Here is a 25,563-nt window from a genome sequence, read left to right on the forward strand (position 1 = left end):
CCGATCCGTTTTGACGGACTAATCAACCGAAGGAGCTGTATCATGAATCTGAAAATCACCGGTCTGAATTTTGATGTTACCGAAGCCATCAAAAACTATGTTTCCGACAAGTTGGCACGAATCAATCGCCACGCCGACAACATCATCTCCGTGACCATTACACTCTCGGTGGAAAAAGTCAATCAAAAAGCCGAAGCCGATGCGCATCTGGCAGGCAAAGATTTGCACGTTGAAGCAATCGAACAGGATATGTACGCAGCGATTGATGTTTTGATGGATAAGCTCGACCGCGCTGTTTTGAAACATAAAGAAAAAAGCGGTGATGTCCGCAGTACTGTCAAACCTGCTGCCGAATAAAGTTTTTGTATGATAAAGGCCGTCTGAACATTCAGACGGCCTTTTGTTTTTAAGGATTTAAAGAAGAGTTTAACTGTTTGCTTTTTCGCCATTCCATGGTGCCACTTTAAACAGCAGCAACATGCCCGGTATGCCCAAAGCAAAACATAGCCAGTAGAAATTGAAGTAACCCATCGCTTCAATCAGATAGCCTGCCGTTGCATTCATGAATGTACGCGGTACAGCGGAAAGGCTGGTAAAAAGGGCTAATTGTGTGGCCGTAAATGCCGTATTGGCTTGTTGCGCCATATACGAGACAAACGCTGCTGTGCCTAAGCCGACGCCGATTGCTTCAGCCGCAATTACAACCGCCAAAAAGATTCGTTCCGATGCTCCGACATGGTCAAAATGTCCGAAGCTTGCCAGCCATGCAAAGCCTAAAATGGTGACCCACTGTACCAAACCGAATAACCACAGGGCACGATTAACCCCGAGTTTGGTGATCCAAACGCCGCCGATAACGCCAAAAATTACAGCCGGCCATAAACCTGCGTTTTTTACAATCAGACCAATATCGGTTTTAGAGAAGCCCATATCGAGATAAAACGGTTGAGCCAAAGCAACTGCCATGCTGTCGCCCAGTTTATACAGTAAGATGAACGCCAAAATAGTCAAAGCCTGCTTTACACTTTGTCGGGTAAAGAAATCGTGAAATGGTTCGATAACGGTTTCTTTTAAGCCTTTGGTTTCAAGAGTTGAGTGATCTGGCTCGCGCGCTATGAATAAGGTCGCAAGTAAACCTGGGATCATAAACAGGGAAGTAATGATGAAGACGGTTGACCAAGGCAATCTGTCGGCCAAAATCAGACTTAATGAGGCCGGAATTAATGAAGAAATACGGTAGGCATTCACATACAGCGAGTTGCCTAATACCAATTCTTCATCTGACAGTACTTCGCGTCGGAATGCATCAATCACAATATCTTGGCTGGCAGAGAAGAATGCTGTAGCACAAGCTAAGCCTAAGATGATGGATAAATGCTCTTGCGGTCGGACAAATGCATAGGAAGCCAAAAGCAATAGGAGTGCTATTTGGGTAATCAGCATCCAACTGCGCCGTAAACCTAAAAATGGCAGGCGTACGGTGTCCAATAGAGGGGACCAGATGAATTTCCAAGTGTAGGGGAAACCAATCAATGCAAATAGGCCGATGATTTTCAAATCAATGTGTTCGCTACGCAGCCATGCCGGAAGCAGGCTGTATAGAAAATAAAGCGGCAACCCCGAAGTGAAGCCTGTGAAAATGCAGATCAGCATTTTGCGCGAGAAAATTCGCTGCATAGTGCTGGGTTGGGGTGCGGTTGTCATAGTGGAATCAATAAAAAAGAAAAGGGATATTGTAGCAAAGATGGGGATATGGCGAATTAACTTCTGCTATCTTTATTGAATAAAGGCCGTCTGAAACTTTGACAAATTAAGTTTCAGACGGCCTTTTGTTGGAACAACTGGTTTGGCGGGCAACGGAGACTTCAGGACGGAAGAAGGGTTGCTTGGGTGTATTCATAAAATTGAAGTTAAGAAAGTTTCAGACGACCCCTAGAGATCGTTTGAACGATGAGAAATATCAGTGGTAATTTGTGCCGTCAGTGTAGCCGTTTCCTGATTTGTCCACAGCAAAAGCAGAAATCGGACCGACCGTTACTGTCCCTTTAGGCTGAGTTTCTTGGTAATACTCATATGCTGCAACACCCATACCAGTTGCAGCACCAACAGCAGCACCAATTGTGCCACCGACCATAATAGCTGGTCCGGCAGGAATACTGCCAAAAGCTATACCGACACCCAGACCAATACCTGCACCATTTGCTCCTCCTTGAAGGATTCTCTCTCCTAAGCCTCCTCCATAAATTAGTTCCAGATCCTCAATGGATAGTTCAATCATGTTATTTTTCCTTTTCAAAAAAATTAGATGTAGAATATTGAGTCAATACACCCAATATGGAAAAAATAATAAAAGCATGAATATAAATCATAAAATCAACATTATCTCCTTGGTAGCTTTCATAAATAAAAACGATTGGTATTGATATACAAATTAAAATGTACAGGTACTTTGAAATTACCAGTAACTTATACACAAATTTTGATTTCATAGCCTAGTCTTTCATTTGAATAAAATCTACCCTAATCAACTTTCCAACCAACTTCCTAACTTCTTCATGCTTTCCCTGATTGAAGTTAACCAGTAGATTTTTCAACAATATGTATATTATGTTAAATAATAAATGGTAATTGTCACATTCAAATATTAAGGATAACCTACTTTGAAACTATATCGCTTTGATGCGTAATTCTATAAAAAACATTGAATTTTCATGTTTTCTATTTATCCAGTATTTTGGAGTTGATAAGTGAGAGCAAAAAACTTTGGAAATCTACGATTCTCCTTCCAACACCTCATCATTTCTCTAGAGAATTTAGGCAAAGGCGATATTGATAACTCATTTCATTAAATAGAACCAAATGAGAATGAGAATGATTTATTTATAAAATCCTTTTAAATTAATGGGTTACAATAAAAATTGATAAAATAAAATTGACTATTCTCAATAAAATGAGTAAAATTCATCCGCAAATACAAATTTTGTATTGTGATACATCTATTAACCGCATTAAGAAAAGGAGTTAGTTATGCTAAGTAAGTCAATTACAGCAAAATTAAACGAACAAATTAATCTCGAGTTGTATTCATCAAATGTCTATTTGCAAATGAGTGCATGGTGCCATAAACATGGTTATGAAGGCGCTGCAGCATTTTTACTTCGTCATGCCGATGAAGAATTGGAACATATGCAAAAGTTGTTTACTTATGTGAGCGAAACCAGTGGAATGCCTTTGTTAGGTAAAATTGACGCCCCTAAACACGATTACGCTTCATTAAAAGAAGTTTTTGAAACAACACTTGAACACGAAAAACTAGTGACATCTAAAATTAATGAGTTAGTTGAGAGTACTTTTGCAGAAAAGGATTACTCTACTTTTAACTTCTTACAATGGTATGTAGCTGAACAGCATGAAGAAGAAAAATTATTTAACAGTATTGTTGATAAATTCAAACTTCTTGGTGAAAGTGGTACAGCGCTCTACTACATTGATCGTGAATTAAAAACTTTATAAGAATAGGAGAAATAAAATGTTATCAAATAGCGTGATTAAACTATTAAATGATCAAATGAATTTAGAGTTTTATTCTTCTAACTTATATTTACAAATGAGCGCCTGGTGCGAACAACAAGGTTTCGAAGGAGCTGCAAAATTTTTATCAGAGCATGCGGCTGAGGAAATGCAGCATATGCGTAAACTCTTCACTTATTTAAATGAGACCGGCGCATTGGCTATCATCACACAAATTGATGAACCACCTCATCAATTTTCATCATTGAAACAAGTACTTGAATTAACTTATGAACATGAAAAGTTAATTACCTCTAAAATCAATGAATTAGTTGGTAGAACTTTTGAAGAGAAAGACTACTCTGCCTTTAACTTCTTACAATGGTATGTGGCTGAACAACATGAAGAAGAAAAATTATTCAGTGGAATTTTGGATAAATTAAATCTTCTTGGTGAAGATGGTAAAGGTTTGTTCTTAGTTGATAAAGATTTAGGCGCATTAACAACAAACAACTAATCAAGTCTGATGAAAAAGGCTAAGTCATTATCGATTTAGCCTTTTTTTATATCAAAATCTAGCTACTTTTGTCTAAAAGTGCGGTGCTTTAACGGTTCATTCTTACCGCCGATTAGGTTTTGAAATGCCCGTAAGACAGGCAGATATGCTTGTCTTACGGGCATTTTATTTTCAGACGGCCTTCGATCTTGCGTTGCAGTTGCGGTAGAAGGCGATCAGACCGTTGGTGGAGCTGTCGTGTGCAGGCGTGCCGCGTTCGAGTTCGGGTTCGATGGTTTTGGCCAGCTCTTTACCGTATTCCACGCCCCATTGGTCGAAGGGGTTGATACGCCAAATCACGCCTTGAACGAAAGTACGATGTTCGTAAGCAGCCATCAGCATGCCGAGGTTGAAAGGCGTCAGGCTGTCGATGAGCAGGCTGTTGCTCGGACGGTTGCCGGGGAATTCTTTTTGCGGTGCAAGGCGGTCGCGTTCGTCTTGGGGTAGGGCGGCCAATTCGATTTGCACTTCGTCTAAGGTTTTGCCTTTCATCAGCGCTTCGGCTTGGGCGAAGGCATTGGCAACGGTAAAGCGGTGTTGGCGGTGGTTGCCGTAGACTGTGGTCATGGGGACGATGAAGTCGACGGGAATCAGACGCGTGCCTTGGTGCAGAAGCTGGAAGTAGGCATGTTGGCAGTTGACGCCTTCATCGCCGAAGACAATGCCGCCAGTGGTGCAGGAAACGGGTTGGCCGTCTGAAGTACGCTGTTTGCCGAGGCTTTCCATATCGAGCTGGTTGAGCCATGGTGTGAAGAGGCGCATGTTGTGGCTGTATGGGACAACGGTTTGGCCGTCTGAATGTTGGAAGTTGTTGTACCAAACGTTGATGAGCGCCATCAGGACGGGAATGTTGTGGCGGAATGGCGTTTCGAAGAAGTGGGTATCCATCGCGTGTGCGCCAGCCAGCATTTTGCGGAATGCTTTTTCACCGACGGCAACCATCAATGGCAGGCCGATGGGCGACCAGACAGAATAGCGGCCGCCGACCCAGTCGGACATGGCGAAGACTTTGTCGGGGGAGATGCCGAAGTTTTGGGCGGCGGCCACATCGGCAGAAATGGCGCAGAAGTGGCGGTAGATGCCGGAATCGGGCAAACCTGCATCGCGATACCAAGTACGCGCCGCATAGGCATTGAGCAGGGTTTCCGGTGTGCGGAACGATTTGCTGGCAATGCTGAATACGGTGGTTTCGGGGTTGAGGCCGAGAAGGGTTTGGGTCAAGTCGGCATCATCGGAATTGCTGACAAAGTGGACGCGGATGTTTTGCCAATAAGGCTGCAGCGCCTGTGTGGCCATGCGCGGTCCTAAATCGGAGCCGCCGATACCGATGTGAACCAAGTCGGTAATCGGTTTGCCGGTAATGCCTGCGTGCGTGCCGTCTAAAAGTTGGCGTGCGAACTCGAGTGCGCGGTTGAGTTCGTGATGAATATTGGGCACGATGTTTTCGCCGTCAACGTAAACAGGTTTGGCATTGGCAGGCAGGCGCAGGGCAGTGTGGAGGACGGCGCGGTGTTCGCTGGTGTTGATTTTTTCACCGCTGCTCATGGCCTGCATATATTGTGGCAAATCGGCTGCTTCGGCCAGTTGGCACAATAAATCAAGGGTGTTTTCATCTAGGCGGTTTTTGCTGTAATCAAATAACAAACCGTGCAGAATTTCGTGCATATTGTTGAAACGTTCGGCATCTGCAGCGAAGCGTTCGCGCAGGGTAACGTGTTGAGTATCGGCATGATGGGCTTCCAAAGCCTGCCATGCGTCTGAGTATGCGGACATTTCGTTTCCTTAGTATGTAACGGTAAACAAGCAGGGTATCTATTTTCTGCTTTTTGTAGTTGTTTGTAGTTTAACAAATTTGAACAACTTTTGGGAGATAGTAGGGTCGGTTTTGTTTAAGAAATGTATGCAAAATGCAATAGAAACGGTTGATTATCATCAAGTTTCTGTAAAAAAGGGGGTATGACACCGATGTCTGCTGTGTTATCCTATGTAACATTATTGAAATCTTGTCGGGGCGGGTCCGTAAGATGGCTACAATTTATGATGTTGCTGCTTATGCCGGGGTATCTCCCAAGACGGTCAGCCGGGTAATTAACGGCGATGCGCCGGTCAGTGATAAAACCCGTTCCAAAGTAGAAACAGCGATTGCTGCTTTGGGCTATATCCCGTCTTCTGCGGCGCGGATTATGCGGTCACACCGTTCCGGATTGGTCGGTCTGATTACCGGCGCCATTTCGCGGACAGGTGAGAGTACGGGCGGACACGGTATGCCGGATATGTTCTTGATTAAGGGCATTCAGCAGCAGATTCGCGCACAAGGCAAGATTTTGATGATTGCCGACATCGACAATAAGCCGGGGCAGCCCGGTCAGATGGAGCCGCTAATCCGTACCTTTATGGAGCATCGTGCCGAGGGGATTTTATATGTGGCAGGTTTCCATCAGGAAGTATTGCTGCCGGAAGTGCCCAACCGTTGCCCGATGGTGTTGGTCAACTGCTTTGATTCGGCGGGTACACCTGCGGTTTTGCCGGACGACGAAGCAGGGCAGTATGGCTTGGTGCGCCGGATTATCCAAAGTGGACACAAACGGATTGCTTATGTGACTTTGCAGCCGGGCGTGGAAGCGACGCGTTTGAGATTGGCCGGATACCGCCGTGCTTTGGCTGATTCGGATATTGTCTTCGATCCTGATTTGGTACAAACTGGTTATCCTGACTTCAGCAACGACAGCGGGTCTTTGATTTCGGCTATTTTGAAGCTGCTGTCTTTGCCGCTTCCGCCGACGGTAATTTGTTGCGGCAACGATGAAATGGCGGTGCGCGTGTACGGAATTTTGAGGACGCGCGGCGTGCGGGTTCCCGAGCAAGTTTCGGTTGCCGGCTATGATAACCACAGCGCGATTGCGGAAACGCTGTTTCCGCCGTTGACCAGTACCGAGTTGCCCTATTTGCGCATGGGCGCGATGGCGGCGGATTTGCTGTTTCAACACATTGAACACCCGACCGGCGCGGTTCAGCCAGTCAAGGTCGTTGGGGAAACCATCTGGCGTCAGTCTGTGATTAATAAATAGTTTCAGACGGCCTGAAAATAAGCTTTAAACAACACAAACACACATCAAAATAAGAATCATGCAAACGGTCAAAATAAAGGCCGTCTGAAAACGGAGTTGCCTCAGTAAAAAGGGCAGCCCAAATATAATAAAAGCGTCATACCGCTGAAATTGGAGTTTGTTGTTTCCATAGTTTATTACCCAGGAGTAGCCTTCCTATGAAAATCTCCCCACAAGTGGCGATGACACTTCGCCAGATTATGCTGATGAACTTCGGTTTCTTCGGTATTCAATATAGCTTCGGGTTGCAGCAAACTGCGATTAATCCGATTTTCAACTTTCTTAACCCAGATCCCAGCATATTGCCTTACCTTAATATGGCTGGCCCGGTTACTGGCTTAATCGTACAACCTATTATTGGTGCAATGAGCGACCGAACATGGGTACCGGGATTGGGGCGCCGCCGTCCGTATTTCTTAATTGGTGCGATCGGTTGCAGTTTATGCTTATTCTTGTATCCGCACGTTACTGCCTTGTGGATGGCTGTATTGCTGCTGTGGCTCTTGGACATCAGTAACAACACCGCAATGGAACCTTTCCGTGCATTTATTGCCGATACGGTTCCTGAGAATCAGCAATCCACCGGTTTCTTGATGCAGTCTGTGTTTACCGGTTTGGGTATTACCCTTGCTAACATTTCTCTTTATCTCCTTAAACAAGTTGGTTGGTTGAACCAAACTTCTGAAGTGGGTATTCCGTATTGGGTGTTTGGCTCATTCTATATTGGTGCGGTTTGCTCTATTGGTTCTGTCCTAGTAACTGTATTAACTACTCCTGAACGTGAACCTTCACCTCAAGAAATGGCAGCAATTAAAGCTCAGCCAAGAGGTCCTGTTCATGCCGTCAAAGAGATCTTTAGTGCCATCAAAGAAATGCCTAAACCTTTGTGGCAGCTTGCTTCAGTTTATCTTTTCCAATGGTATGCACTTTTTATTTATTGGCAATACATTTCACACAGTCTTGTTAAATCTGTTTGGGATTCCAACTCTGCTGATAAGGTTGCTTATCAGGAGGCGGTTGCATGGACCGGTTTGGTAAATGGTTTCTATAATGTTGTAACTTTTATCTCTGCTTTTGGCTTGATGTGGATGGCACGCAAATACGCCGCCAAATATGTTCACGCCTTTGCCGTAACCCTTGCCGCACTGGCCTTGCTTAGCATTCCGCACATCGGTAATAAATACTTAATGTTTGTTCCAATGATTGGTTTTGGTGTCGGTTGGGCAAGTATGATGGGTGTACCGTTTATGATTGTGGTAAATTCCATTCCGAAAGAGCGTTACGGTGTGTATATGGGCATCGTCAACATGATGATCGTTATTCCGATGTTTATTCAAACTCTTACTTTTAGTAAAGTTTATGAGAAGTTGCTTGGCGCAGACCCTGCCAACGCGATGACTTTTGCCGGTGTTTTCCTTGCCATCGCCGCCGCGTTGACCTTAACCATTAAAACTGCGGCCAAACCGGCTACTGCAGAATAATGAAGTTTTGATTTAAAACCAAAATGAAAAGGCCGTCTGAAACATGAAAGGGTTTCAGACGGCCTTTTTTGTCGAAACGGATTCCATTTGCTGACCTGATTCGGTAAGCCTTATTGTCGCTGCACTACCGTTCATCACTCAAATTGGCTATGACTACCGATTTTGCTTTACAATATCCTTCTTTAATTTATTTCGTTTTACCATCCTGATGACAGAACACATTTCCGCTCCAAGCCCATCTCCTATCGGCGAAGACTACCTGCTGTTAGGTCAATACGCTGAACGCGCCTATCTCGAATACGCCATGAGCGTGGTTAAAGGTCGCGCGCTGCCTGAAGTTTCAGACGGCCAAAAGCCTGTACAACGGCGCATTTTGTTTGCCATGCGCGATATGGGTTTGACGGCGGGGGCGAAGCCGGTGAAATCCGCGCGCGTGGTCGGCGAGATTTTAGGTAAATACCACCCGCACGGCGACAGTTCTGCCTATGAAGCGATGGTTCGCATGGCGCAGGATTTTACCTTGCGCTATCCCTTGATCGACGGCATCGGCAACTTCGGTTCGCGCGACGGCGACGGGGCGGCGGCGATGCGTTATACCGAAGCACGGCTGACGCCGATTGCGGAATTGCTGTTGTCCGAAATCAATCAGGGGACGGTAGATTTCGTGCCGAACTACGACGGCGCGTTTGACGAACCGCTGCACCTGCCCGCCCGCCTGCCTATGGTGTTGCTCAACGGCGCGTCGGGCATCGCGGTGGGAATGGCGACCGAAATTCCGTCGCACAATTTGAACGAAGTCACGCAGGCGGCGATTGCGTTGTTGAAAAAGCCGACGCTGGAAACCTCCGACCTGATGCAGTACATCCCCGCGCCCGACTTTGCCGGGGGCGGTCAAATCATCACGCCGGCGGACGAATTGCGCCGGATTTACGAAACCGGCAAGGGCAGCGTGCGCGTGCGTGCACGTTACGAAATCGAGAAGCTGGCGCGCGGACAATGGCGCGTGATTGTGACCGAGCTGCCGCCGAACGCCAATTCAGCCAAAATCCTTGCCGAAATCGAAGAACAGACCAACCCGAAACCGAAAGCGGGCAAAAAGCAGCTGAACCAAGACCAGCTCAACACCAAAAAGCTGATGCTGGATTTAATCGACCGCGTGCGCGACGAGTCCGACGGCGAACATCCCGTGCGACTGGTGTTCGAGCCGAAATCCAGCCGCATCGATACCGACACCTTCATCAACACGCTGATGGCACAGACTTCGCTGGAAGGCAATGTGTCTATGAATTTGGTAATGATGGGTTTGGACAACCGCCCCGCGCAGAAAAACCTGAAAACGATTTTGCAGGAATGGTTGGATTTCCGCGTCGTGACCGTAACACGTCGTCTGAAATTCCGTTTGAACCAAGTGGAAAAACGGCTGCACATCCTCGAAGGCCGTCTGAAAGTCTTTCTGCACATTGATGAAGTGATTAAAGTCATCCGCGAATCAGACGATCCGAAAGCCGACCTGATGGCGGCGTTCGGACTGACCGAAATCCAAGCAGAAGACATTTTGGAAATCCGCCTGCGCCAGTTGGCGCGTTTGGAAGGTTTCAAACTCGAAAAAGAATTGAACGAGTTGCGCGAAGAACAAGGCCGTCTGAATATCCTTTTGGGCGACGAAAACGAAAAGCGCAAGCTGACTATCAAAGAGATGCAAGCGGACATGAAGCAGTTCGGCGACGCACGCCGCACGCTGGTGGAAGAGGCCGGACGCGCCGTGTTGACGCAGACTACCGCCGATGAGCCGATCACGCTGATTCTGTCGGAAAAAGGCTGGATACGCAGCCGAGCCGGACACAACCTCGACTTGAGCCAGACTGCGTTCAAAGAAGGCGACCGCCTCAAACAAACCCTCGAAGGCCGCACTGTTTTACCCGTTGTCATCTTGGATTCATTGGGCAGAACCTACACGCTCGATGCCGCCGAAATCCCCGGCGGACGCGGCGATGGTGTGCCGGTTTCATCGTTAATCGAGTTGCAAAACGGCGCGAAACCCGTCGCCATGCTCACCGGCCAGCCCGAACAACATTACCTGCTCTCAGGCAGTGGTGGCTACGGCTTCATTACCAAGTTGGCCGATATGGTCGGACGCGTGAAAGCGGGTAAAGTGGTCATGACCGTGGATAGCGGCGAAACCGTCCTGCCGCCGGTTGCCGTCTATGCTTCTTCACTGATTAATCCTGACTGCAAAGTCGTACTGGCCAGCAGCGACCACCGTCTCTTGGCGTTTTCCATTGGCGAACTCAAAGTCATGCCTAAAGGCCGCGGTTTGCAGCTGATGTCGTTGGCCGAGGGTGCATCTTTGGAACACATCATGGTAACGACCTCTCCTGAATTTACCGTTGTATCGGTCGGCCGACGCGGTGCAGAACATCAGGAAAAACTGCGTATTGCCGATATTGACGGTAAACGCGGTAAAAAAGGCAAGGTATTGGAAATCTCAGGCCGTCTGAAAAGTTTGTTCTGAAACAAGAACAAATATATCTAAATAAATTAAATTTATACGACATTGCATGATAATAAAAAAAGGTTCACTTATGAACAGAGCCAATTTTCAAGAACTGGGTAATCTGAGGGAGCGGATTCCCGGTGTAATCAACATTGCCCGAATAGCCATCGTCTTACCGCTTTTGGTTTTGCACGCTTTCGGCAGCTACACGGGCGGCAACCTGATTGGCGTTTCGTTGCCGGACATTGAGTTTTATATCTGGGTAACGCTGTATTTCTTCCTAATTATGCTCTCTGTGTTCCGCCCGGGCTGGCAGTGGCAGTCTTTGGATTTGCCCAATGCCAGCGCCGTGGTCGATATCACCATGATGATGGTTTTAGTGTATATCTCCGGCGGTACGGCTTCCGGTTTCGGGATTTTGGTTTTGCCGTTTGTCGCCACGTCGTGTCTGCTCAGTTATGGCCATTATCCCATGCTGTACGCAGGTTATACGGCAATGTTGTTTATTTTGAACCTGTTTTTAGACGGCAGTATGCGTTTCGATTCGTTTAATTGGGACGCGAAATCAATGTTGAATTCTTTGATGCTGATCGGCGCAGGCTATCTGGTGGCGATGCTGACATCGTTTGCCGCCCGTTATTTGGAGCAGGCCACAGAGTCCGCCAGCCGCCATCAACTGGCCTACCGCCGTATCAGCGGTTTGAACCATTTGGTTTTGAACCGCGTGCAGGAAGCGGTTGTGGTGATTGATGCGACCCAACGCGTGTGGCTGTTTAACAAGCAGGCAAAAATCTATTTCCCCAGCTTGATTATCGATCAGCAGGAAATCGTGTTTGGCGAACTGGTGGCACGCTGGCAGCGTCAACCCGACAAACCTTTTGAAACCGATATCCATATTTTCCAACACGCCATGCACGTCCGTGCCGTTCCGCTGATTCAGGAGCAAACCGAGCTGCTGATGTTGTACGTCCGCTCATTGCGTGAAGTGGCTGCGGAGGCCATGTCCACCAAGCTGACTTCGCTCGGACAGTTGACTGCCAATCTTGCACACGAAATCCGTAACCCGATGTCCGCCATCCGTCATGCCAGCGATTTGTTGCAAGAGGGCGACGAGGCAGATCCGCTCAAGGCTAAGCTCTACAACATCATCGACAGCAATATCCAACGCATCGACAAGATGTTGGAAGATGTATCCCTGCTTAACAAACGAGACAACATCAGCCGCCAGCCGATTAATCTGATGAAATTCTGGTTGGAGTTCAAGCAGGAATTTACCTTGAACAATCCCGATGCCATCGGTTGTCTACGCATGAATATGGACGGCAACAACCTGACCGTATTGGTTGACCCCATGCATTTGCAGCAAGTGATGTGGAACTTGTGCAACAACGCTTGGCGACACAGCCGTCAGGACGAAAACGCCATTACCGTTCTTATCCGCTCTAGCGGCAGGATGCATATTTCTATCGTAGTGGCGGACAACGGCAAAGGCGTGCCGCCCGATGTACGAAATCATCTGTTCGAGCCGTTTTACACCACCGAAAAACAAGGTACCGGCTTGGGGCTTTACGTCGCACGCGAGTTGGCACATGCCAATATGGGGCAGCTACATTATCACCCTGAAATGAACGGGTTTGAACTGATTTTACCGAAGGAGCAAGCGCAGGATGAATAAATTGCAAGAGCCGGTTTTGGTTGTCGATGACGAGGCAGACATCCGCGACCTAATGGAAATGACCCTGATGAAAATGGGTCTGCGCGTCGATACTGCGGCTGGTGTTGAAGAGGCCAAAGACAAGCTGGACAACAACGATTATTCGCTGGTGTTGACCGATATGCGTATGCCCGACGGCTCCGGCCTCGAGGTGGTCCAATACATTGATGAACTGATGCTTGACACGCCCGTCGCCGTGATTACGGCTTTCGGCAATGCCGACCAAGCCGTTGAAGCCTTGAAAGCAGGGGCATTTGATTATCTGCAAAAACCGATTACGCTGTCGCAGTTGCGTTCATTGGTTAAATCGGCAGTATCGGTTTCCGACAATACTGCCGAACCCACGCCGTCTGAAAAAGTCAAATCGCAGCCTGCGCCTGTTTCTGCCGCCCTGTATAAACCCGAACCTCAGCCGGCCAAGCCTGTCGTTACGCCTCCTAAGAGTGTACAGAGCGAATTTAACCGGCCTTTGACTGTTCCAGAAGGGCTCAATTCCTTAAAAGAGCGTTTTTCGGCTGGTAGCATCAATCCTGCTCTGCAACAAGATGCACCTATATTGGAAGGCGAGGACGATATGCCGCGCCTGTTGGGTACTTCGCCGCAAATGGTCGAAGTGCGCCACCTGATTCGCAGATTGGCCCACAGCCTTGTTCCTGTTTATATCTCCGGCGAGTCCGGTACGGGTAAAGAGCAGGCGGCGCGCACGATTCACGAGCTGTCCGACCGCGCTGACAAACCATTTATTGCCGTCAACTGCGGAGCCATTCCTGAAAACCTGATGGAAAGCGAATTTTTCGGCTACAAAAAAGGCAGCTTTACCGGCGCGGATCAAGACCGTTTAGGTTTTTTCCAACACGCTGACGGCGGCACTTTGTTCCTTGATGAAGTTGCTGATTTGCCGCTTGCCATGCAGGTCAAACTCCTGCGCGCCATTCAAGAAAAAGCTGTGCGCCGTATCGGCGATGCGCGGGAAACCACTGTGGATGTGCGCATTATTTGTGCAACCCACAAAAATCTCGAAGCCTTGGTTGAAAGCGGCGCATTCCGTCAGGACTTGTATTACCGCCTCAACGTAGTTTCCCTGCATATGCCACCTTTGCGCGAAATGCGCGAAGACTTGGGCGCGCTGATTCTGTATTTGCTGTACAAACACCGTCACGGCAATCAAACCTACAAACTCAGTCCCAAAGCCCAAGAAGCCCTGTTGCATTACAGCTACCCCGGCAACTTCCGCGAGTTGGAAAATATCCTCGAACGCGCTGTCGCGCTGACGGTCGGCCAAGTGATACAAGTGGACGACTTGCAGATTCAAAACGCCCCACAGGTTAAGGCTGAACGCAGCGGCTTCTCTTTTGATGATATTGCCGAACCTGACGCACGCGAAACTACACTCAATCACAGCCCCATTCCGCCGTTTGATCCGCGGACCATGCAGATACAGGATTACCTCGACCAAGTGGAGCGCAGCATCATCGAGCAGGCTTTGCAGCAAACTCGTTACAACCGTACCCAGGCCGCCAAACTTTTGGGCATCAGCTTCCGCTCCATGCGCTACCGCATGGAACGCTTGGACATCAATTAAAACGTTCAGACGGCCTGAGTTTTCAAGGCCGTCTGAAACATAAGCCTTATGTACAAGATTTATTTTGACGAAACCGCATCTGTCGAACTTCGCAGCCTTGCCGCGCCTTTCGGGCTGACCGTTATCGACCGGCAGCCTGAAGAAGGCAGTTTCCTTATCGCTGACGAAAGCGGCATCAGCTTGTGCCGCGCCGGTGAAAAAGGCCGTGTCCGCGTTGATTTTGATGGCGGTACCGCCCATTATCGGCGCACTAAAGGCGGAGGCGAGTTGATTGCCAAAGCAGTCAACCATACTGCGCAACCGACTGTCTGGGACGCTACCGGCGGACTGGGACGCGACAGTTTTGTGCTTGCCTCGTTGGGTTTGAATGTACACACTTTTGAACAAAATCCCGCCGTTGCCTGTCTACTTTCAGACGGCCTCAACAGGGCAAGGCAAAGTGAAGAGACACGGGAGATTGCCCAACGCATTACTTTGTACTTCGGCAATGCCAGTGATTTAATGCAGGAATTGGCCGCGCGAAAAGGCAGACCCGATGTGGTGTACCTCGACCCGATGTATCCGGAACGCCGCAAAACCGCCGCTGTGAAAAAAGAAATGGCTTACTTTCACGACTTGGTCGGTGCGGCACAAGACGAAGCCGAGCTTCTGGATGTAGCGTTGAATACCGCCAAAAAACGCATTGTCGTCAAACGCCCGCGCTTGGGCGAATTTCTCGACGGGCGCAAACCTGCTTATCAATACACAGGCAAAAGCACGCGTTTTGACGTTTACCTTCCGACAAGGCCGTCTGAAGACTAGAAGCAAACTTGCAACATATCAAAAGAAACCGCCGGCGTTATCAGCGCGACGGCAAAGTGTGATATAAATACCCTTTCCCAAACTTTATTGGAGCAAACCATCATGGAATTAGTATTCATCCGTCACGGACAAAGCGAATGGAACGCGAAAAACCTTTTCACCGGCTGGCGCGACGTCAAGCTGAGCGAGCAAGGTTTGGCAGAAGCCGCGGCAGCAGGTAAAAAGCTGAAAGAGAAGGGCTATGAGTTTGACATCGCCTTTACTTCCGTTCTGACCCGTGCCATCAAAACCTGTAACATCGTTTTGGAAGAATCCGACCAACTGTTTGTTCCACAAATCAAATCATGGCGCTTGAACGAGCGCCACTACGGTCAGCTGCAAGGTATGGATAAAAAACAAACCGCAGAAAAATACGGCGACGAACAAGTCCACATCTGGCGCCGCAGCTACGACACCTTGCCTCCGCTGCTGGATCCTAAAGACCCTCACTCCGCCCACAACGACCGCCGCTACGCCAATCTGCCTAGCGATGTCGTACCTGATGGCGAAAACCTTAAAGTTACCCTCGAGCGCGTCCTGCCTTTCTGGGAAGACCAAATCGCTCCGGCCATCTTGAGCGGCAAACGTGTATTGGTTGCGGCACACGGTAACTCCCTGCGTGCGTTGGCAAAACACATCGAAGGCATTTCCGACGAAGACATCATGGGCTTGGAAATCCCAACCGGTCAGCCGCTGGTGTACAAATTGGATGAAAACCTGAAAGTGATTGAAAAATTCTACCTGTAAGGTAAAGGGAAAAAAGGACGTGTTGGACACGTCCTTTTTTGTATTTGTCTGTATCCGAGGCCGTCTGAAGGCAGTTGATGGCGGGCCGCATGAAAAAAGGACGCGTAAAGCGTCCTTTATGGAGATTAAACCCTGTATTACTGGTTTTTCTCGATGATTTCTTTGAGGTGAGGCATAGGGCTGTAACCGCTTTGGCTGCGACCGTTAGGGAAGACCACGGTCGGTGTGCCGTTGAAGCCGAATTGTTCGCCCAATGAAGTGGTTTCAGCAACAGGGTTTTCGCAGTTTGCTTTGCCGCTTGGGAGTTTGCCTTTGCGCATCCAGTCGATCCATGCCTGGGTCGGATTAGGTTGACACCACAACAGCTCGGCTTTACGCGCGGCATCAGGGTGCAGGCTTGGAATCGGCATCATGAAGGTATAAATCGTGATGTCGGTCATTTTTTCAAATTCATGCTCCAAGCGTTTGCAGTACGGGCAGTCCGGATCGGAGAAAACAGCGACTTTCAGTTTGCCGTTGCCGCGCACTTCTTTGATGGCTTTGTCCAAAGGCAGTGAAGCGAAGTCGATTTTGTTCAAATCGGCGGCGCGTTCTTCAGTCATGCTTTGGCGCGTGTTGACGTTGATAAGGTCGCCAACGAGCATATAGTCGCCTTTGGCGTCGGTATAGATGATTTGTTTGCCGCTGACGACAACTTCATAAATGCCTTTAATCGGTGTTTCACTGACGCTCAAAACTTTCAAATCCTGGGCGGCATAGACTTTTTCCAAACGCGCTTTCAAAGAAGCGGCAACAGATTTGTCGGCAGGCGCTTCCGCTTTGGCAGCCGGTGCAGGCGCCGCGTTGGCGTTGGATACGGCAGGTTGACCGCATGCCAACAAAGGAAGGACGGCAAACGGTGTTAAGATTTTGATTAACTTGGTTTTCATGCGAGAGACTTGCGTGTGTTGAAAGTAAGGCATTGTATCAAACCTCTGTCATGTCTGCATTGTACTCAGGCTCAAATTATCGTCTGAAAATAGCTTTCGGCTGTTAAAATACGAAAAAATAATTTGATTGTTTGTATGTTCTACCACCGTATTGCCGTAAACGTGCCGCTTTCAGACGGCCTTTTGACGTATTCCTATTCTGAGCCGCTTCCTCCGGGAACGCGGGTGCTTGTGCCTTTTCGCAATAAAACCGTTGTCGGGATTGTGTGGGAAACGGATATTGCGCCCGATATGGATACGGCGCGAATTTTGAGTGTTCAGACGGCCTTTGTGGAAGAAAAGCCGTTGCCTCAAAGCTGGCGTGATTTGTTGGCGTTTACGTCGCGTTATTACCACTATCCGACCGGGCAGGCAGTATTTGCCGCATTGCCGCAAGGTTTGAAGGAAACACGCGCGGTGGAAATGCCGCAGCCACCGTTGTTTTACGCTTTGAACGAAGCGGGCAGGGCGCAAACGCCGCCGCCGGCTCGGTTCAACAAAAAAGCGGCTTTATGGGACGCGTTGCTGTCGGGCGGAATGACGATGGCGGCGTTGAAGCAGGTGAACGCGCAGGCGGCGAAATTAATCGAAGATTGGGCGGAACAAGGCTGGATTGAAACGACGGAAGCGGCAAAGCCCGTTTTAAGATCGTGCAATGGGCAGGCTTCGCACTCTGAATTTGTATTAAATGCCGACCAGCAGAAGGCTTCCGATGAAATTCAGACGGCCTTTGGTAAATTTCAGCCGTTTTTGCTGTACGGCATTACCGGCAGCGGCAAGACCGAAGTGTATTTCGATGCGATGGCGAAAGTGTTGGCGCAGGGGCGGCAGGTGTTGTTTCTATTGCCCGAAATCAACCTCACGCCGCAGCTTTTGAAGCGGGTGGAAGACCGTTTTACCGACGTGCCGACCGCTATGTTGCACAGCCAAATGGCGGCAGGCAAGCGCACGCAGGATTATTTGCGCGCGATGTTGGGGCAGGCGAAGCTGGTGATCGGCACTCGGCTGGCGGTGTTCACGCCTTTGCCTGATGTCGGGCTGATTGTGGTCGATGAGGAACACGACGGCTCGTTCAAACAGGACAACGAATTGCGCTACCACGCCCGAGATTTGGCGGTGTGGCGGGCGAAACAGAGCGGCTGTCCCATCATATTGGGCAGTGCCACGCCCAGCTTGGAGAGTTGGCACAAGGCGCAAAGCGGCGCGTACCGCCTGCTGCAACTGACCGAGCGCGCCCATGTTTCCGCACAACTGCCGCAAGTAGAAATTCTCAACGTAGGCCGTCTGAAACTTGACAACGGTTTCTCGCCGCAAGCTTTGCAGCTTTTGAAACAGAACTTTGAAGCAGGCGGCATGTCGCTAGTGTACCTCAACCGGCGCGGCTTCGCGCCCGCGCTGTTTTGCGGCGACTGCGGCCATACCTTCGGCTGTCCGAATTGCTCCGCCAAAATGGTGTTGCACCAACGCGCCCGTCAACTGCGCTGCCACCACTGCGACCACCGCGAACCCATCCCGTTCAAATGCCCCGACTGCGGCAACCAAGACCTGACCGCCGTCGGCCACGGCACGCAGCGCGTCGAAGAAACCCTGCGCGCCTTTCTCCTTAAAGCAACCATCGTCCGCGTTGACAGGGACAGCACTGCGCACAAAAACGATTGGGCGGATTTGTACCGCCGCATTGCCGACAACGAAATCGACATTCTGGTCGGCACGCAGATGCTCGCCAAAGGTCATGATTTCGCGCGGCTCAACCTTGTTATTGTATTGAACGCCGACGGCAGCCTGTATAGCGCGGACTTTCGTGCGCCGGAAAGGCTGTTCGCCGAGCTGATGCAAGTGTCCGGCAGGGCGGGGCGCGCCGACAAACCCGGCAAGGTGTTGATACAGACGCAACTGCCCGAGCATCCCGTCTTCGCCGCCGTCAAAGCGCAGGACTACGCCGTATTTGCCGAAAACGAATTGAACGAGCGGCAAATGTTTACTATGCCGCCTTTCGGTTTTCAGACCGCCGTCCGTGCCGATGCGCCGCGTGTTGCTGATGCGATGGAATTTCTCAACGCCGCCAAAGAAACCCTTGCCCCGCTGTTGCCCGAAAGCGTCTCACAGTTCGGCGCCGCCCCGATGCTGATGGTTCGCCTCGCCGAACGCGAACGCGCGCAAATATTCCTCGAATCGACATCCCGACAGGATTTGCACCGCGCCGTGAGTTTGTGGGTGCAGGTGTTGCAGCAAAATCGCGACGGTAAAATCAGATGGTCGGTGGACGTTGATGTGCAAGAGGCTTGATTGAAATGATTCAATCAATAAGGAAATAAAAGGCCGTCTGAAAATCTGTTTTCAGACGGCCTTAAGTTTTTGAATCAGTTTAGAAGAATTTTGCAGCGATATAGCCGAGTGCAAGCAGGCTCAAAACGGCGAATACGATAGCCATTGTAAGCAGAAACTGTGTTTTCTTCCTCGCTGCAAGTGCAGCCAGTTCAGGATTTTGGCCTAATTCTTCGCGTAGTTGAGATTCCAATTCGGCACGGATTTTTTTGCGCAGCTTTTTCTCTTCCTGCTCACGTTCGTATTTGAGCTTGTGGGCAATTTCGGTTTGTTTTTTATGCTCGAAAGAGATTTTTTCCTGCCATTCAATGCGCTTGCGCTGGATAGCCAGCTCATTTTTCTCTGTCAAATCAAAGTGGCAGGTTTTACATTCCTGTGCGTCTAATTCATCAATAATCGTCATGCAGACGGGGCATTGGATAGGGTCGGGAGTGTTGACTGCCAATACGGGTTCTTCTTCAACCGCTTCCAATTCCATAGCTTGACGGACGATAACGTCCAAACCCAAATAGCTGAAGTAATGCTGCGCATTTTCGCGCTCGTCTTGGGTGCATTTCTCGGCCACAATGGCTTGCGGACGCTCAGCCAAGGCTTGAATCAGGCTCTCGACTTCGTTTTCAGGCAGGTTGTCATACAGGCAGGCATGGATGCGCTCCCTATCCGTGTTCGGCGGATAGGAAACGTATACGTCGAAAAATTTTTCTTGTTTGCTCATTGATATCCCATGAGTATTTCGACTGCGTCAACCAAATGGGTTTAGCCTAAGGTTTTGTTATTGTGTTTGAGCTGTTTTGGCTTATGATACGAGCCATAACAGAGGCTGCAGTCTCAGGCAGACCAAATACGGTTTGCCTTTGTGTCGTTAATCGGCTGGACAATAATTTTTTATTTATATGGCAATATGCATGTCCAATGTTATGTCTATTGTAGAGTAAATATTCACGCCCGATATTATTATTATAAGGTAAATCTGATATTGTTTAAAATAAATTCACACAAAAGGCCGTCTGAAGATACAGACGGCCTGTTTTTTATGGCAAAAACGGATTGTTTATACGGAGAAGGATGAGCCACAACCGCAAGTTGTCTCTGCATTCGGATTGCGGATGACGAATTGAGAACCTTGCAGGCTTTCGGTGTAGTCGATTTCCGCACCAACCAGATATTGGTAGCTCATCGGGTCAACCAAGAACGTCAGGCCGTTTTTCTGGATTTCAAAATCGTCGTCGTTTTTGATTTCATCAAAGGTAAAACCATATTGGAAGCCGGAGCAACCGCCGCCGTTGACGAATACGCGCAATTTCAAATCGGGATTGTTCTCTTCGGCAATCAGGTCGGCAACTTTGGTGCAGCAGCTGTCAGTAAAGATAATAGGGCTTTCGTCTGACATGATGTGATTCCTTTTATATGAATATTTTTACTATTGTCGCGCAAACCGTTAGTCAAGGCAAGTTTGTGCAGACAGGGTCTGCCAGCTTACATGGAGGGCATGGCAGAAATTTCAAGCACCAGTATGTCAGATTTAGATGCTTCTGCCAAACCATTCTACACGGCCGATGATGGCAACGTCGTCGGTCGGGTTTTTCAAGTCGATTTCAAAAGTAGGGTAGGCCTCGTTGGCAGAAATGACGTTGACGATGCCGCCGGGTATCAGTTGCAGGCGTTTGACCAAAAGGTTTTCGTTGAGGCGTAAAACATAGAGGCCGTCGCGCGGTGTGGTTTGGCCGTGGTTGATGAGGATGGTGTCGCCATCATTCAGTACGCCTTCCATCGAGTCGCCTTTGACTGAGATAACGGAAAGGTTTTTGATGTCTCGCGTTACATAATTTTCAATCCAATAGCGTCGGAACGCCATGGCAAATATGGGTTGCTCATCGCCGACGAGCTGGCCGTGTCCGGCCGCGGCCTGGATGTCGTAACGCGGTACGAAGACAAATTCGTCTATGTCGACAGGGTTGCCCAGTGTGTCAGTTGCCGTGGCTTTTGGGGCTTCGGAATCGGGGAAGGGAGAACCTTCGCCTGTCAAAAGCCAGTCTATGCTGCAGCCTTTAAGTTGTTTGATTTTTTTTAGCGTTTCCGATTTCGGCAGGCCGCCTTCGTTCCAGATACGGCTGAATCCGGCGATGGTCATATCGATGTCGGCGGCAATTTTGGCTTGGCGGGCTTCATCTTTCCATAAGAAAGCCAGGCGGTCTTTAAAGGTATCCATGTTTATGCCTTTATGGAGGTATGTTTTTTATATGGTTTGGACGATTTGAGTGTATTTTACCTTAGTTTTTATAAAATTGTAAGAAAAAAATTACTTCATCTAAGAAAAAGTATTGCGTATTCTATTTTTTCTTAGTACTATTCGTTTTGTCTTATATAAATCGATATTTCTAATTTTCTATTCGATTTTTCTTAGTTTAATTTTATTTGGTTTAGTTTTTCTGATTTAGACCTGCTATATGATTATGATGAGAGGTGTGAAATGACTCGTTCGCGTAAAAATATTTTTTGGGTGCTGCTGGCGTTGGTACTGGGTTTTTTTGCTCTGCCTTTCGGATCTTCGGAGGCGCATGAGGCGGACGGTAATCTGACGGCTTCGGAATGCGAACGCTTGGGCAGCTTGAGTCTGGATCAGATGGATGGCAGGCTGCTGGCTTTTGCCAAAGAATGCGATATGGTGGAGGCTACCCATGATTGGGAGCAACAGTACGGCAACTTGAATGAAGAAGAAATGCTTGCCGGCGTGGTGTATGAGTGATGTTTGTGAATGAATCGATAAAGGCCGTCTGAACGATCAAAGTTTCAGACGGCCTTGTGTTTTCAATAAGATGATATTAAGGCATCAATGGTGCATTAGTCAGGCCGGTGGTTTCGGGCAGGCCGAACATGATGTTCATATTCTGCACGGCTTGACCGGCTGCGCCTTTAACCAAGTTGTCGATGACGGAAAGAACAATCCACACATCGTCTTGATTGGGCGCTCTTTGAACGCTGATACGGCAAAGGTTGGCGCCGCGCACGCTGCGGGTTTCAGGTGTCGAACCTGAAGGCAAAATATCAACAAAAGGACTGTTGCGGTAATATTCGCGCAGCAAGGCTTCAGGATCGGTATGTTCTTGCAGGTGCAGATACAGGGTGGCATGCATGCCGCGTATCATCGGAACAAGGTGTGGCACGAAAATTAGGCCGTCTGAAACATGGTCTTGCAGTCCGGACAAAGTTTGTCGGATTTCTGGCAAATGGCGGTGGCCGCCGACGCCGTAGGCTTTGAAGTTGTCGCCAGCTTCGCACAATAGGGCGTGGGTGCTGGCTTTTCGGCCTGCACCGGAAACACCGGATTTACAGTCGGCAATTAAAGGCGCGTTGGCCTTCAGACGGCCAGCCTGAAGCAGTGGCAATAAGGGCAGGGAAACGCAGGTAGGGTAGCAGCCCGGATTGGCCACCAACATGGCTTTGGCGATGTCGTCTTTGTAAAGTTCGCACAAGCCGTACACCGCTTGGGAAACGAGTTGCGGCGCGGCATGGGTCATTTTGTACCATTGTTCCCATGTGGGGATGTCGTGGATGCGGAAGTCGGCAGACAGGTCAATCACGCGTACACCTTTTTCCACAAGGGCCGGTGCTTCTTTCATGGCCACGCCATTGGGCGTGGCGAAGAATACGAGGTCGCAACGGTCAAGCCCGGCATCTTCAGGCGTTTGGAATGCAAGGTCGTAAATGCCTCGAAGGCTGGGAAAGTAGTTGGCAACCGCAATACCGGCTTCGCTTCGGCTGGTGACGGCAGTGACTTCTGCGTTGGGGTGGCTGCTGAGAAGGCGTAACAATTCAACGCCTGTGTAACCGGTTGCACCGACGATACCAATTTTAATTTTTGTGGTCATGGTGTGGCTCCTTTGTAGGGTAACAATGCGTTTGATTATATAGTAATTAATTGCCGTCGGTCAGCGGTGCTTGTGCCAAGCTTTGCAATAGAGGGTTAAACAGGCCGTCTGAAATATGGGATTAACGATATTGAAGAGAGGATTTCAGACGGCCTGAAAGTTTGGGAAAACGCGGTTTGCGGTTTTATTTGACTATCGATTTGAGATTGGTGTTTTTTATTTATAGTCAATCTTTTATAAAGATTATAGGCCTCGTGTTTTTAAAACCTTTTATATTCCGTCTTTATCCTATTCATACAAACACAAAATAAAAACGCAAAAAAACGCCCCCGGGTTGGAGAACCGGAGGCAAGTATCCAAGGAGTAGCTCTCATCAATAAGAACTAGTTACTTAGTACTATATCCCTTGTTAGGATTGAAAGCAAGCGTTTTGCACATTTTAACATTTAAATAATTTTTTCATTCAAATTCAGAGAGCTATCAAACAGGGCTTGAATCTTGGATTGGTGGCTAATACCGATGACCAAAGTATCGGGCAAATGTTGCTTGAGGGTCTGCATCAACATCAAGGCGGATTCGTCATCGAGCTGGTTGGTGGCTTCATCTAGGAACAGGATCTGCGGTTTGTGCAGCAGTGCGCGGGCGAGGCTGAGGCGTTGCTGCTCTCCGCCGGAAAGGATGCCGTGCCATTCGTATGAAGTGTCCAAATCGTTCATCAACGTGTGCAACCTACCCGTGGGGCTGCTTAAGCCGACTTGTTCCAAGACGGTTTGAATCAAATGGTCGTCTTGGCAGGCCGTATAGGGATAGCTGACAGTTTGACGCAATGTGTCCGCAGGTAGGTAAGGGCGTTGCGGGAAGAACAGGCGGCTACCTTCGAGGGCGAAGTTGCCTTGGTAATACGGCCACAAGCCTGCGAGGGCGCGCAGCAGGGTGGATTTACCGATGCCGCTTCTGCCTTCGAGTAATACCCATTCGGGAGCGTGGGCTTCGAGGTTGATGTCGGTAAGCAGGGGGCTGCCGATTTGGGTGTGGATGGTGAGGTTTTGCAGAGCGAGGATGCCGCTGTGGCGGTGGTTGTTTAAAGTTGGGGCAGATGCGGACGTTGAGCGGGCGGTGCTTCTGCCTTCCTGTTCTACTTGTTCCAAGGCCGTCTGAAAATCGGAAAGCCGTTCGACGACTGCCGCCCATTCAATCAGGCGGCGGTATGCGTCAGTAAACCAGCCGAAACTGTCTTGGACGCGGGCAAACGATGTGCGGGTCTGCATCATGTCGCCGAAGGTCATGGTTTTGGCGAGGTACATGGGCAGGGTGGCGAGGATGGGGATGAAGATGCTGATGCGCACATAGGTCGCCCAAAAGGTTTCTTGGCGAAATTCGCAGTTGGTCAATCGTCGCCAGTTGTCGCGGATGCGGAGGTAGCGCTGTTTCAGACGGCCTGTTTCGGCTTCGCCACCGTTGTAGAAGGCGATTTGTTCGGCATGGTCGCGCACGCGTAAAAGGGCTGCGCGGTAGTCGGCTTCTCGGTGTTGGCGGTCGATGTTGAGGTTTTTCAGGTTTCGGCCGACAAGATGGGCGATGATGGTGCTGAAGATGGAATAAATCAGTGCAACCCAAACAAGGTAGCCGTAAACGGTAATGCTGTATCCGCCGATGTTGAAAGTCTGTACGCCGGAGAGCGTCCACAGTACGGCGACGAACGCGCTGAATTTGGCAATATTATTGATGAAGGAGCGAAAGAGGCTGATGCTTTTGTCGGCAAGGAGGTAGATGTCTTCGGCGATACGTTGGTCGGGGTTGTCCGGTTCGCCGGTCAGGCGCAGGCGATAGTGTTTGTGGCCTTCGAGCCAGTTTTTTTGAAATTGCTCGGTCAGATGGGTACGCCAACGGAAGATGAGGCGTTTTTGCAGCCAGTCGGCACAAACGATACAGCCGATAACCATCGCCATATAGCCGAGGTATTCGACAATGAGCGAAGGCATAGATGCGCCGTCAAACGCGGCCAGCGCGTCGTAGAAGCGTTTGTCCCATGCGGCAATCCAAACGCTGATGGTGATGGAGAATAGGGTAAACCCTATCAAAACGGCGAGCATCAGCCATTGGAGGCGGCCGTGTGCCCCCGACCAAAAAGGGCGGGCAAGGTAAAAGAATTTTTTGAGGATGTTCATGGATGGTGTGTTGGTACAAATAACGGGAGGTTGTCTGAAAATCTACATTGGCGGGGTAACGGTATCAGACACGCTATCCGAAACTTTTGTTTCCTGATGGGTTTTAGACGACTGTTTGCAGATGTTCAAATGAAAATACCGATGCCGTCATGTCGGTATGAACGGGTATGACGGCAGGGGTAAGAGGTCGTCTGAAAGCCGG

At 49.1% G+C, this 25,563-nt stretch carries 21 protein-coding genes; 12 read left to right on the forward strand and 9 right to left on the reverse strand.

The window, feature by feature from the left end:
• Positions 1–42: 42 nt before the first annotated feature.
• Positions 43–357 (forward strand): ribosome hibernation-promoting factor, HPF/YfiA family, encoded by a 315-nt coding sequence (gene hpf / locus KCG55_RS05865; RefSeq protein ID WP_003679851.1) that lies wholly within the window; start codon positions 43–45, stop codon positions 355–357.
• Positions 358–426: 69 nt separating this feature from the next.
• On the opposite strand, the gene KCG55_RS05870 is transcribed toward hpf, so the two are convergent.
• Both KCG55_RS05870 and KCG55_RS05875 read right to left on the reverse strand, forming a co-directional pair.
• Positions 427–1,677: an AmpG family muropeptide MFS transporter gene (locus tag KCG55_RS05870; RefSeq protein WP_254323641.1), complete on the reverse strand. Its 1,251-nt coding sequence runs from the start codon at positions 1,675–1,677 to the stop codon at positions 427–429.
• 283 nt (positions 1,678–1,960) lie between these two features.
• Positions 1,961–2,278, reverse strand: a complete 318-nt coding sequence (locus KCG55_RS05875) for a bacteriocin transporter (RefSeq protein ID WP_254322323.1) — start codon at positions 2,276–2,278, stop codon at positions 1,961–1,963.
• Positions 2,279–3,027: 749 nt separating this feature from the next.
• On the opposite strand from KCG55_RS05875, the gene ftnA (KCG55_RS05885) reads away from it, so the two are divergent.
• Positions 3,028–3,513 (forward strand): non-heme ferritin, encoded by a 486-nt coding sequence (ftnA, locus tag KCG55_RS05885; RefSeq protein WP_003686837.1) that lies wholly within the window; start codon positions 3,028–3,030, stop codon positions 3,511–3,513.
• 16 nt (positions 3,514–3,529) lie between these two features.
• Complete coding sequence (ftnA, locus tag KCG55_RS05890; RefSeq protein ID WP_003686798.1) at positions 3,530–4,027, forward strand: non-heme ferritin; 498 nt, start codon at positions 3,530–3,532, stop codon at positions 4,025–4,027.
• A gap of 171 nt (positions 4,028–4,198) precedes the next feature.
• On the opposite strand, the gene pgi is transcribed toward ftnA (KCG55_RS05890), so the two are convergent.
• Positions 4,199–5,839, reverse strand: coding sequence for a glucose-6-phosphate isomerase (pgi, locus tag KCG55_RS05895; RefSeq protein ID WP_254322324.1), 1,641 nt, complete (start codon positions 5,837–5,839; stop codon positions 4,199–4,201).
• A 251-nt stretch (positions 5,840–6,090) separates the two neighbouring features.
• On the opposite strand from pgi, the gene KCG55_RS05900 reads away from it, so the two are divergent.
• The 7 genes from KCG55_RS05900 to KCG55_RS05930 all read left to right on the forward strand — a co-directional run bounded on the left by KCG55_RS05900 (position 6,091) and on the right by KCG55_RS05930 (position 16,031).
• Complete coding sequence (locus KCG55_RS05900) at positions 6,091–7,134, forward strand: LacI family DNA-binding transcriptional regulator (protein ID WP_254322325.1); 1,044 nt, start codon at positions 6,091–6,093, stop codon at positions 7,132–7,134.
• Between the two features lie 197 nt (positions 7,135–7,331).
• Complete coding sequence (locus KCG55_RS05905) at positions 7,332–8,654, forward strand: MFS transporter (protein WP_254322326.1); 1,323 nt, start codon at positions 7,332–7,334, stop codon at positions 8,652–8,654.
• Between the two features lie 208 nt (positions 8,655–8,862).
• Positions 8,863–11,166: a DNA topoisomerase IV subunit A gene (gene parC / locus KCG55_RS05910; protein WP_254322328.1), complete on the forward strand. Its 2,304-nt coding sequence runs from the start codon at positions 8,863–8,865 to the stop codon at positions 11,164–11,166.
• A gap of 70 nt (positions 11,167–11,236) precedes the next feature.
• Positions 11,237–12,823: a two-component system sensor histidine kinase NtrB gene (locus KCG55_RS05915; RefSeq protein WP_254322330.1), complete on the forward strand. Its 1,587-nt coding sequence runs from the start codon at positions 11,237–11,239 to the stop codon at positions 12,821–12,823.
• Positions 12,816–14,444 (forward strand): sigma-54-dependent transcriptional regulator, encoded by a 1,629-nt coding sequence (locus KCG55_RS05920; RefSeq protein WP_254322332.1) that lies wholly within the window; start codon positions 12,816–12,818, stop codon positions 14,442–14,444. The genes KCG55_RS05915 and KCG55_RS05920 overlap by 8 nt, the downstream gene beginning before the upstream one ends.
• 48 nt (positions 14,445–14,492) lie before the next feature.
• Positions 14,493–15,245: a class I SAM-dependent methyltransferase gene (locus KCG55_RS05925; protein WP_254322333.1), complete on the forward strand. Its 753-nt coding sequence runs from the start codon at positions 14,493–14,495 to the stop codon at positions 15,243–15,245.
• A 102-nt stretch (positions 15,246–15,347) separates the two neighbouring features.
• Positions 15,348–16,031, forward strand: coding sequence for a 2,3-diphosphoglycerate-dependent phosphoglycerate mutase (locus KCG55_RS05930; RefSeq protein WP_003679823.1), 684 nt, complete (start codon positions 15,348–15,350; stop codon positions 16,029–16,031).
• A gap of 137 nt (positions 16,032–16,168) precedes the next feature.
• Here the strand turns inward: KCG55_RS05930 and KCG55_RS05935 are convergent, their stop codons facing one another.
• Positions 16,169–16,960 (reverse strand): DsbC family protein, encoded by a 792-nt coding sequence (locus KCG55_RS05935; protein WP_004518838.1) that lies wholly within the window; start codon positions 16,958–16,960, stop codon positions 16,169–16,171.
• 135 nt (positions 16,961–17,095) lie between these two features.
• Between KCG55_RS05935 and KCG55_RS05940 the strand changes: the two genes are divergently transcribed.
• A complete protein-coding gene (locus tag KCG55_RS05940; RefSeq protein ID WP_254322335.1) occupies positions 17,096–19,285 on the forward strand; it encodes a primosomal protein N' in 2,190 nt (729 codons plus the stop codon).
• Positions 19,286–19,364: 79 nt separating this feature from the next.
• On the opposite strand, the gene KCG55_RS05945 is transcribed toward KCG55_RS05940, so the two are convergent.
• The 3 genes from KCG55_RS05945 to KCG55_RS05955 all read right to left on the reverse strand — a co-directional run bounded on the left by KCG55_RS05945 (position 19,365) and on the right by KCG55_RS05955 (position 21,533).
• Positions 19,365–20,039: a hypothetical protein gene (locus KCG55_RS05945; protein WP_004518836.1), complete on the reverse strand. Its 675-nt coding sequence runs from the start codon at positions 20,037–20,039 to the stop codon at positions 19,365–19,367.
• Between the two features lie 336 nt (positions 20,040–20,375).
• Positions 20,376–20,714 (reverse strand): iron-sulfur cluster insertion protein ErpA, encoded by a 339-nt coding sequence (gene erpA / locus KCG55_RS05950; protein ID WP_003680162.1) that lies wholly within the window; start codon positions 20,712–20,714, stop codon positions 20,376–20,378.
• Positions 20,715–20,846: 132 nt separating this feature from the next.
• Positions 20,847–21,533, reverse strand: coding sequence for a S24 family peptidase (locus KCG55_RS05955; protein WP_004518834.1), 687 nt, complete (start codon positions 21,531–21,533; stop codon positions 20,847–20,849).
• 261 nt (positions 21,534–21,794) lie between these two features.
• Between KCG55_RS05955 and KCG55_RS05960 the strand changes: the two genes are divergently transcribed.
• The gene (locus KCG55_RS05960; protein ID WP_003748371.1) at positions 21,795–22,070 is read left to right on the forward strand and encodes a hypothetical protein; all 276 of its coding nucleotides are present in this window, start codon (positions 21,795–21,797) and stop codon (positions 22,068–22,070) included.
• Between the two features lie 76 nt (positions 22,071–22,146).
• Here the strand turns inward: KCG55_RS05960 and argC are convergent, their stop codons facing one another.
• Both argC and KCG55_RS05970 read right to left on the reverse strand, forming a co-directional pair.
• Entirely contained in the window at positions 22,147–23,193 is a 1,047-nt protein-coding gene (argC, locus tag KCG55_RS05965) for an N-acetyl-gamma-glutamyl-phosphate reductase (RefSeq protein WP_254322336.1), read from the reverse strand.
• A 446-nt stretch (positions 23,194–23,639) separates the two neighbouring features.
• The gene (locus tag KCG55_RS05970) at positions 23,640–25,361 is read right to left on the reverse strand and encodes an ABC transporter ATP-binding protein/permease (protein WP_254322337.1); all 1,722 of its coding nucleotides are present in this window, start codon (positions 25,359–25,361) and stop codon (positions 23,640–23,642) included.
• Positions 25,362–25,563 lie beyond the last annotated feature (202 nt).

The organism is Neisseria subflava (assembly GCF_024205745.1).
Taxonomy (GTDB): domain Bacteria; phylum Pseudomonadota; class Gammaproteobacteria; order Burkholderiales; family Neisseriaceae; genus Neisseria; species Neisseria flavescens_B.